7 protein-coding genes and 14 tRNA genes are annotated in these 8333 nt (G+C 39.1%); 2 read left to right on the forward strand and 19 right to left on the reverse strand.

Annotated features, from left to right (window positions below; translation table 11 throughout):
• Positions 1–122: 122 nt before the first annotated feature.
• Together malX and AB3I00_RS13915 are read left to right on the forward strand one after the other, a co-directional pair.
• Positions 123–1691 carry a maltose/glucose-specific PTS transporter subunit IIBC gene (gene malX, locus AB3I00_RS13910; protein ID WP_002329071.1) on the forward strand — a complete coding sequence of 523 codons (1569 nt, stop codon included), beginning with the start codon at positions 123–125 and terminating at the stop codon, positions 1689–1691.
• An 11-nt stretch (positions 1692–1702) separates the two neighbouring features.
• Complete coding sequence (locus AB3I00_RS13915; protein WP_368025517.1) at positions 1703–2899, forward strand: MalY/PatB family protein; 1197 nt, start codon at positions 1703–1705, stop codon at positions 2897–2899.
• An 88-nt stretch (positions 2900–2987) separates the two neighbouring features.
• On the opposite strand, the gene AB3I00_RS13920 is transcribed toward AB3I00_RS13915, so the two are convergent.
• The 19 genes from AB3I00_RS13920 to AB3I00_RS14010 form a co-directional block, all read right to left on the reverse strand.
• The gene (locus AB3I00_RS13920) at positions 2988–3815 is read right to left on the reverse strand and encodes a helix-turn-helix domain-containing protein (protein WP_368025518.1); all 828 of its coding nucleotides are present in this window, start codon (positions 3813–3815) and stop codon (positions 2988–2990) included.
• Positions 3816–3946: 131 nt separating this feature from the next.
• Positions 3947–4456 (reverse strand): kinase, encoded by a 510-nt coding sequence (locus AB3I00_RS13925; protein ID WP_002340564.1) that lies wholly within the window; start codon positions 4454–4456, stop codon positions 3947–3949.
• A gap of 94 nt (positions 4457–4550) precedes the next feature.
• Positions 4551–4949, reverse strand: a complete 399-nt coding sequence (locus AB3I00_RS13930) for a cytidine deaminase (protein WP_002292397.1) — start codon at positions 4947–4949, stop codon at positions 4551–4553.
• Positions 4950–5126: 177 nt separating this feature from the next.
• On the reverse strand, positions 5127–5387 hold the full coding sequence (locus tag AB3I00_RS13935; RefSeq protein ID WP_002309692.1) for a hypothetical protein: 261 nt from the start codon (positions 5385–5387) through the stop codon (positions 5127–5129).
• 24 nt (positions 5388–5411) lie between these two features.
• A complete protein-coding gene (locus AB3I00_RS13940; protein WP_002292399.1) occupies positions 5412–6716 on the reverse strand; it encodes a PTS sugar transporter subunit IIC in 1305 nt (434 codons plus the stop codon).
• Positions 6717–6983: 267 nt separating this feature from the next.
• Positions 6984–7068: transfer RNA gene (locus tag AB3I00_RS13945), tRNA-Leu, on the reverse strand.
• A gap of 15 nt (positions 7069–7083) precedes the next feature.
• Positions 7084–7155, reverse strand: a tRNA-Gln gene (locus AB3I00_RS13950).
• A 9-nt stretch (positions 7156–7164) separates the two neighbouring features.
• Positions 7165–7237 (reverse strand) — tRNA-His (locus AB3I00_RS13955).
• 61 nt (positions 7238–7298) lie between these two features.
• Positions 7299–7383 (reverse strand) — tRNA-Leu (locus tag AB3I00_RS13960).
• A gap of 20 nt (positions 7384–7403) precedes the next feature.
• Positions 7404–7474: transfer RNA gene (locus tag AB3I00_RS13965), tRNA-Cys, on the reverse strand.
• Positions 7475–7519: 45 nt separating this feature from the next.
• Positions 7520–7591: transfer RNA gene (locus tag AB3I00_RS13970), tRNA-Gln, on the reverse strand.
• An 11-nt stretch (positions 7592–7602) separates the two neighbouring features.
• A tRNA-His gene (locus AB3I00_RS13975) sits at positions 7603–7675 on the reverse strand.
• 2 nt (positions 7676–7677) lie between these two features.
• Positions 7678–7751: transfer RNA gene (locus AB3I00_RS13980), tRNA-Trp, on the reverse strand.
• Positions 7752–7757: 6 nt separating this feature from the next.
• Positions 7758–7838: transfer RNA gene (locus AB3I00_RS13985), tRNA-Tyr, on the reverse strand.
• A 1-nt stretch (position 7839) separates the two neighbouring features.
• Positions 7840–7915 (reverse strand) — tRNA-Phe (locus tag AB3I00_RS13990).
• Between the two features lie 35 nt (positions 7916–7950).
• A tRNA-Asp gene (locus AB3I00_RS13995) sits at positions 7951–8023 on the reverse strand.
• Positions 8024–8032: 9 nt separating this feature from the next.
• Positions 8033–8105: transfer RNA gene (locus AB3I00_RS14000), tRNA-Val, on the reverse strand.
• A gap of 15 nt (positions 8106–8120) precedes the next feature.
• Positions 8121–8192, reverse strand: a tRNA-Glu gene (locus tag AB3I00_RS14005).
• 14 nt (positions 8193–8206) lie between these two features.
• Positions 8207–8295 (reverse strand) — tRNA-Ser (locus tag AB3I00_RS14010).
• Between the last annotated feature and the right edge of the window lie 38 nt (positions 8296–8333).

The following is an 8333-nucleotide window of genomic DNA, read 5'->3' on the forward strand; positions in this document are numbered from 1 at the left end:
TGAGGATACAGAATATCTGTCTCCTCTTTTTTATTTCCTTTAGTTAGCTATAATAAACCTATCAATGAAAACGCAATCATTTTTTAAAGATCTTAAAACTACTAAGAGATGGAGGAAGAAAAATGGATACAAAGAAAAAGAAATCGACCTTTTGGGAGTTCTTTCAAGGGTTGGGAAAGACTTTTATGTTGCCGGTTGCTTTGTTGGCTTTCATGGGTATTCTTTTAGGGTTAGGTAGTTCATTTTCCAGTGAATCAATGATTCAGACTTTACCGTTTTTAGGATATCCAGCAGTTAAAGCAGTGTTCCAATTCATGTCTGCTATTGGCGGTTTTGCCTTTACCTACTTGCCAGTCATGTTTGCCATGGCCATTCCATTAGGATTAGTTCGTAAGGAAAAAGGTGTGGCCGCTTTCTCTGGATTCGTCGGTTACACTGTCATGAATTTAGCCATCAACTTTTACTTAGTCCTGACAAATCGTTTAGTTGATGCCGACCACTTGCGAGAAGCTGGACAAGGAATGGTTTTTGGTATCCAGACGATCGAAATGGGTGTTCTTGGAGGGATCATTGCTGGAATCATCGTTTATAAGTTGCATAACAGGTTTTATACTGTTCAGTTACCAGATAGTTTCGCCTTCTTCTCAGGGGCTCGTTTTGTACCGATTATCACTTCTCTAGTTTTAGGGTTTGTTGGTTTGATCATCCCCTTGATTTGGCCTTTATTCGCTATGGTCATTATGGCTATCGGCCAGCTAATCCAACGTTCAGGAATATTTGGTCCCTTCTTATTCGGCTCAGGGGAACGACTGCTTCTTCCATTCGGGCTTCATCATATTCTAGTTTCGATGATACGCTTTACTGAAGCTGGTGGTTCGGCGATCATTGATGGGAAAGAAGTATTTGGTGCACTGAATATCTTTTATGCAGAATTGCAAAACAATTTGCCTATTTCGCCAAGTGCAACTGCCTTTTTATCACAGGGAAAAATGCCTACATTTATTTTTGGACTGCCTGCAGCAGCATTAGCTATGTATCGTACCGCAGCACCACAAAATCGACATAAAATCAAAGGATTATTGATTTCAGGTGTGATTGCGACAGCTGTGACCGGAATCACAGAACCAATCGAATTTTTATTTTTATTCATTAGTCCGCTATTATGGCTCTTCCATGTCGTCATGACTGGTCTAGGTTTTATGGTCATGGCATTATTAGGTGTAGTAATCGGGAATACAGATGGTGGAATCTTAGATTTTGTGATTTTTGGTCTACTCCAAGGTAATGACACAAAATGGTGGTGGGTATTAATAATCGGTGCTTTGTGGTTCGGTATTTACTATATTGTCTTCAAAACAGTAATCATAAAATTGGATTTAAAAACACCTGGGCGTGACAAGACAGTGGATGAAACAGAATATACCGATCAAGAAGTGAACTTTCATAAAACAGGCGGATACGATGCAAAAGGAATTTTAGCAGCACTTGGCGGTCAAGAAAACATCCAATCTTTAGATAATTGTATTACACGTTTACGTTTAGTTTTAGCAGATGCAGATATCGTAGATGATGAAAAGTTAAAACAACTAGGAGCATTAGGTGTGGTCCATCTCGATCATCAAAACGTCCAAGTGATTATCGGAACAAAAGTCACAACTGTTCGCAATCAGCTTGATACGATTTTAGGATAAAAAGATAGAAGGTGAATTTTGTGACATTTGATACCGCTATAAATAGAAAAGGAACGTACTGTACACAGTGGGACTACGTTGAAGACCGATTTGGAGAAGCTGATTTACTCCCTTTTACGATTTCTGATACAGATTTTATGGTCCCCGAAGAAGTACTTGAAACTTTGAAAGAAAGAATGAACCATCCAGTATTTGGCTATACCCGCTGGAATCATCATGAATTAAAAGAAGCAATTAAACAGTGGTATCAATCCCGTTTTGACACACTACTGGAAGAAGAATGGATCATGTACACTCCAACAGTTATCTATGCAGTATCTACCCTTATTCAAATGCTTACTAAAAAAGGGGAAGGAGTGGTTTTACAAACGCCAGCTTATGATGCTTTTTTTAAAGTCATCCAAGACAATGACCGACTTCTAGTCGAGAATCCTTTGATCTATGAAGAAAGTCAGTACCGGATCGATTTTACGGATTTAGAAGAGAAATTAGCCAGGCCAGAAAACAAAGTACTACTTCTCTGCTCTCCCCACAATCCAACCGGAAGAGTATGGAAACAATGGGAATTAGAAAAAATCGTGGCATTGTGCCGTCAGTATTCTATATTTTTATTATCTGATGAGATACACATGGACATTTTAGGACGAGGACAAAGGCATATACCTATCACACGCTTCAATTATGAACAAGTGGCGATTGTCACCAGCGGTACAAAAACATTTAACTTCCCTGGATTGACATTTGCCTATGCGTTGATACCGAATCTTGGGTTACGTGAGCATTTTCAAAGGAAGTTAAAAAATGCGGATGGGTTATCTTCTACCAATGTTTTCGGTATGTTAGCGACAATGAGTGCCTATCGGTATTGCAGTCATTGGGTAGATGAATTGAATCATTATCTTGAAAGCAATCAGCGGTATGTAAAAGCATTTATCCAGGAAAAACTGCCAGATGTAAAAGTTGTCGATCTTGAAGCAACCTATTTGATGTGGCTGGATATATCCAAAGCTGTATCAGATATCCCTCTTTTAAGAGAGAAGCTGATTTCTGTAGGTAAAGTGGCGATTATGGATGGATCGATTTACGGCGGAAACGGTCATCAATTTTTACGATTGAATATCGGCTGTCCGAAATCGAAATTAGTAGATGGACTAGATCGTATGTTGAAAAGTTTTGAAGCAACTGCTGAAATCGAAATTAAACCATAATAAAGGAGATGTGACAAAAATTTTTGTCACATCTCTTTTTTTCGAATATACGATGTTCTTAAAGTTGAACACTTCTGTCAAGATTTCTTTATTTAAGGTCGTTTTCGATCACTTTCACCGCGTGATCATTCCCGTTGAAACATGCTACTTTTTTGGCATCCATATATCTTTCTAAATAATCGTCTTCTCCTAGTTGCTTATAGCAAAAAGCAATTTCATAAAGCAAGTATTCCAATGAATGGGTCGATTTATGTTTCTTATTGTATTCGATCCCCTTCTCGCACAACTGGATTGCTTTTTCATAGTTCTCGATTTTGCTGTAATAGGTAGCGATATTATAATATACGGCACAGACCATCAGATTATCAAAATCAGTATCATTCAAGATTTTAAGCGTACGTTCCACATACACTTTTGCAAAGTCTAATTCTCCTTTTGACAAATAGATCATGGCCACATTTGCAGCTGCTTGTAAATGATGGATATCTGTTTCGGTCGTTTGTTCCAACACTTGATTGAAATAAAACAATGCTGCATCTTCTTTTTTTGCATAAAGATGATCAAGCAGTCCTTGATAAAACAAGATTTGGTTTAAAAGATCAGAATTGCTTACTTTTTTCTGATCAATCGTTTGTAAAATTTCATAAGATTCTTTGTACTTCGATACAGCATTCAACGATTGAATCTCACTTAATTTTTTTCTGATCTTGTCTTCTTCTGTTTCCACTAATATATCGGAGATCTCGACATTCAACTTTTTGCAAAGCGCACTTAGGATGTTGATACCTGGTGACATATTCTTGTTTTCGATATTGCTGACAGTTGCCTGTTCGCAAATACCTTCTGCTAATTGTACTTGGGTTAACCCCTTTTTCTTTCGGTATTCTTTCAGTAATGCTCCATCTACTTTTATCAAAACAATTTCCTTCCCTTTAAAAAATTATTTCTCCTTTATATCATACACAAAAAAAAGTTCTAAACAACCATAATTGTTTAGAACAGAATAAAAATTTTAATTTTTATCACCAATTATTTCTTGATAAAAAATCAACTGTCTACCTGCAGATCAATCTCCTGAAGTATTTTCTCTATCATTTCTTGTTGACTTAATTCGGCAGTCAGTATCTTCTCATTAGGCAATCCAAGTATATCATGCTCCAACCACCAATCCGCCATTTGTTCTGCACCAAATTCTTTTGACACCTTTCTCTGGCTGTGACGTCTCAGCGTTTCTTCAAAAGAAAGATCGTAATAATAAGCAAATACATTTCCTTGAAAGCTCTCATACAGGTCCATAAGCATCGCTTTGTAGATTTTTGTGCGCATGATCCCCTCAACAAGGACTAAATCAAATCTGTCTTTTCCAAATTCTGCCAACTGACGGATCAAATCTGGTGTAGGATTTCCTATTTTATCTTTGACATTCAACATTCCTCTTCTCACTTCATCTTGAGAGATTCGCATCACCTTCCCCATAGGAAAATGATTTTGAATAGCTTTAGCTGTCGTTGTTTTCCCACTTGCTGAATTTCCTCTTAATATGACTAGCTTCCCCATGACACTGCATCTCCTTGTATACCGATAATCATTCATCCAACATCATTAAACCTTCTGTTGATTGAAAATAAAAAGAGAATCTGTTTGTATAAAATCATTCTGATCTGTGGTAAGCATATGGAATGAGATCCGTAATTTTGATTTTTTTAGCCCCCTCTTCTGTTGAGACAATGATCTCACAATCAGGTGCATACTCCAATATAAACTGTCGGCAATTCCCACATGGAGAATAGATCATGTCAGAATGATCTCCGCCCACAGCTACGATACACTCAAAATCACGTTCACCACGACTGATTGCTGTCCCTAACGCAATGATTTCTGCACATGCCCCATGATTCGAATAAACATTCACACCAGTATACACATTACCGTTTGTGCAACGTACTGCAGCTCCTACTGTATGATTGAAAGACACCAAATCAATATTTGATTTAATGACTTCGGTTGCAGCATCCACTAATTCTAAATCCATTGTTGATAAATCGCTCATTTTTATCTCCTTCTTTCTGCCAAATCGGTTAAAGCAATCATAATCTTTATATAAAAAAACATCAATGGCAGAACGGAAAGAAAAGAAACGACTCAGTTAGTATGGAGTATAGTCTATTGTTCTTGATACAACGGTAAAAAAGCAAGCTTGCATTTACAAGCCTGCTTTTTGGAACATTTAAAGCTTCGATGTGACAAACCACCTATGCTGCTCGATCATAAAATTGATAGCAAAAATTCCACAAAGTATATATGTACCCCATGATAATAAAACATTCATCTGCGGTAAAATGATCTTTGGAAGAATCACAATCAAAAATGATGCCAGAGCCCAAACCCAACGATTGATGTGAACGTGACGCATAGCCAGCATATTCAACATAAGTTGGCTTATCGTTAATAAAAAGATAAAAACAAAAAATAAAATCAGCCAATACATTGTTTTCCACCTCTGAAATCAGACTTAAGCAGTTTGTATTTCGTTATCTCCACTATTATTTTGTTCATCTGACAACATCTTTTTATCATAAGCTTTTACAAATGGATAATAGATGATAAATGCTATCAGTGTGTTGATCACGATCAAAACAACCACACGCCAGTCATTTCCTGCTGAAAGATAGCCGCCGATTGGTGCTGGTAATGTCCATGTTGGCAACACAGTAAATCCATTGACCATTTCTAATTTGACTGCAAAATAGCTGACAATAGTCAAAACTAAAGGAACTAAGTTGAATGGAATGAACATATAAGGATTCAACATCATAGGAGCTCCAAAAATCATCGGCTCATTGATATTGAAGATACCAGGAATAATGGAAAAGCGACCAACTTCTTTTAAGAATTTTGATTTACAAAAGAATAAAAACAAAACTGATACCACAATCGTGGCTCCTGCACCGCCAATCGTAACTGTCCATTGATAAAACTGTTCAGGAGCAATATAAGGCAATTTGGTAGCAGCTGTACCATCTGCTAACGCCTTCGCATTCTCATCCAACATAATCAGCCACATTGGACGAACGACAGCCCCTACGATACTCATGCCATGGATCCCAAATGACCACAACAAATGGATCAAAAACATCGGTAATAAAACACCAAGCAGATTATTCCCTAAAATATTGGTTAAAGGCTCGAATAACGATAACAAGGCAGCGTTTACATCAAAGCCCGCGACGCTTCGAATCAACCAAGTCGTTGTTAAAATCACTGCACCAGGAATCAATGCCTCAAAACTACGGGCAACAGCAGGTGGTACTTGTTCTGGCATTTTGATAGTAATATTACGCTTTTTAAAGAAACGATACACTTCCACTGCAAAAATCATGGATAGGATCCCGGCAAACATCCCAGATGCTCCTAAAGAACTCATCGGTAAGACCCAGCCAAGAGGTGCCTCTTCAGGTGTTAAAACGTTTACAGGAACTTGTAACATAAAGAACGTCCCTAGTGATAATATACCACCCGTCACACTATCCAACCCATATGATTTAGCTAGATCCGAACCCATAACAAAAGTTGCGTAAATAGCCATTAATCCCATCGTAATCCTGAAAGGTAAAACGATCGTTGCCGAATAAGGGGCAATAAATTCATTCCACCCAGGAAACGGTAAATTGATGAAAACCATAAAAAATGTACCAATCAAAATCAATGACAGTGTTGAAACAACCCCATTACGAATTGCCAATAAATGTCGCTGTGTACCAATTTTTGCCATTGGTGGGACAAGTTTTTCCTCAACCCATTTCATCAGCTTTTCCACTAAAACCACTCCTTTTCAATAAAATAGAAAGCATTCACTGCATGATGAAGCAAAGAATGTTCATAATTAATTATATAATTATGAAATTTTATTTCAATATATTTTAGTAGAAAATATTATTATTTTTTAATACAGGTTCTTTTTTCTATACAAAAAAATTTTTCAAACCTAATAAACTTTACTGTTCCTATACTGATCTATGGGTTTATAAAATAGTATTTAAATAAAATAAAAAACCTTGAAATTAAATTTCAAGGTTTTTCGTAATACCGGCGGCCGGGGTCGAACCGGCACGTCCTCAACGGACACTGGATTTTGAGTCCAGCGCGTCTGCCAATTCCGCCACGCCGGCAAATTAAAAGAATAACTGGGGTAGCTGGATTCGAACCAACGCATGAGGGAGTCAAAGTCCCTTGCCTTACCGCTTGGCTATACCCCAAGAATAAAGGGCGAATGATGGGAATCGAACCCACGAATGCCGGAGCCACAATCCGGTGCGTTAACCACTTCGCCACATTCGCCATCATAAAAGATGTTATTTAATTTCTCAATAAAAAACTAAGATGAAGACATCTTAGTCAATACCGGCGGCCGGGGTCGAACCGGCACGCCCTCAACGGGCACTGGATTTTGAGTCCAGCGCGTCTGCCAATTCCGCCACGCCGGCAAGTTGATTTATTAGTACTAAGGCGGTAACCGGATTTGAACCGGTGATGAAGGTTTTGCAGACCTCTGCCTTACCACTTGGCTATACCGCCATTATACTATTATCAATCTATAAAATAAAGAATAAATTATAGAAACTGGGGTAGCTGGATTCGAACCAACGCATGAGGGAGTCAAAGTCCCTTGCCTTACCGCTTGGCTATACCCCAAGAATAAAAAGGGCGAATGATGGGAATCGAACCCACGAATGCCGGAGCCACAATCCGGTGCGTTAACCACTTCGCCACATTCGCCATGGCAGGGGCAGCAGGAATTGAACCCACACTAACGGTTTTGGAGACCGCTGTTCTACCTTTAAACTATGCCCCTATAAAATGGAGGAGAGTGGATTCGAACCACTGAACCCTAAGGAACGGATTTACAGTCCGTCGCGTTTAGCCACTTCGCTACTCCTCCATGGTGGCGCGGGACAGAATCGAACTGCCGACACACGGAGCTTCAATCCGTTGCTCTACCAACTGAGCTACCGCGCCATATTTTAAAATTATTAATTGAATAACAAGAACGACGGTTCCGACGGGAATCGAACCCGCGATCTCCTGCGTGACAGGCAGGCATGTTAACCCCTACACCACGGAACCAGTTCATTATGGAGGTTAACGGGATCGAACCGCTGACCCTCTGCTTGTAAGGCAGATGCTCTCCCAGCTGAGCTAAACCTCCAACATTCAATTAAAATGACCCGTACGGGATTCGAACCCGTGTTACCGCCGTGAAAGGGCGGTGTCTTAACCGCTTGACCAACGGGCCAGGTAAACTTGTTACGGAGAGTAAGGGATTCGAACCCTTGAGACAGTTTGCACCATCTACATGATTTCCAATCATGCTCCTTCGGCCTCTCGGACAACTCTCCAGAGTGAAAGAAGCTCAATACTCTTTCTCAAAATGAGA

It is taken from the genome of Enterococcus sp. C76 (genome assembly GCF_040886985.1).
Classification (GTDB): Bacteria; Bacillota; Bacilli; order Lactobacillales; family Enterococcaceae; genus Enterococcus_B; species Enterococcus_B lactis.

Excerpts from the sequence above, each read along its gene's own strand:
- malX (WP_002329071.1), top strand. The coding sequence starts at position 123 with ATGGATACAAAGAAAAAGAAATCGACCTTTTGGGAGTTCTTTCAAGGG.
- AB3I00_RS13925 (WP_002340564.1), bottom strand. The coding sequence starts at position 4,456 with ATGGGGAAGCTAGTCATATTAAGAGGAAATTCAGCAAGTGGGAAAACA.
- AB3I00_RS13930 (WP_002292397.1), bottom strand. The coding sequence starts at position 4,949 with ATGAGCGATTTATCAACAATGGATTTAGAATTAGTGGATGCTGCAACC.
- AB3I00_RS13935 (WP_002309692.1), bottom strand. The coding sequence starts at position 5,387 with ATGTATTGGCTGATTTTATTTTTTGTTTTTATCTTTTTATTAACGATA.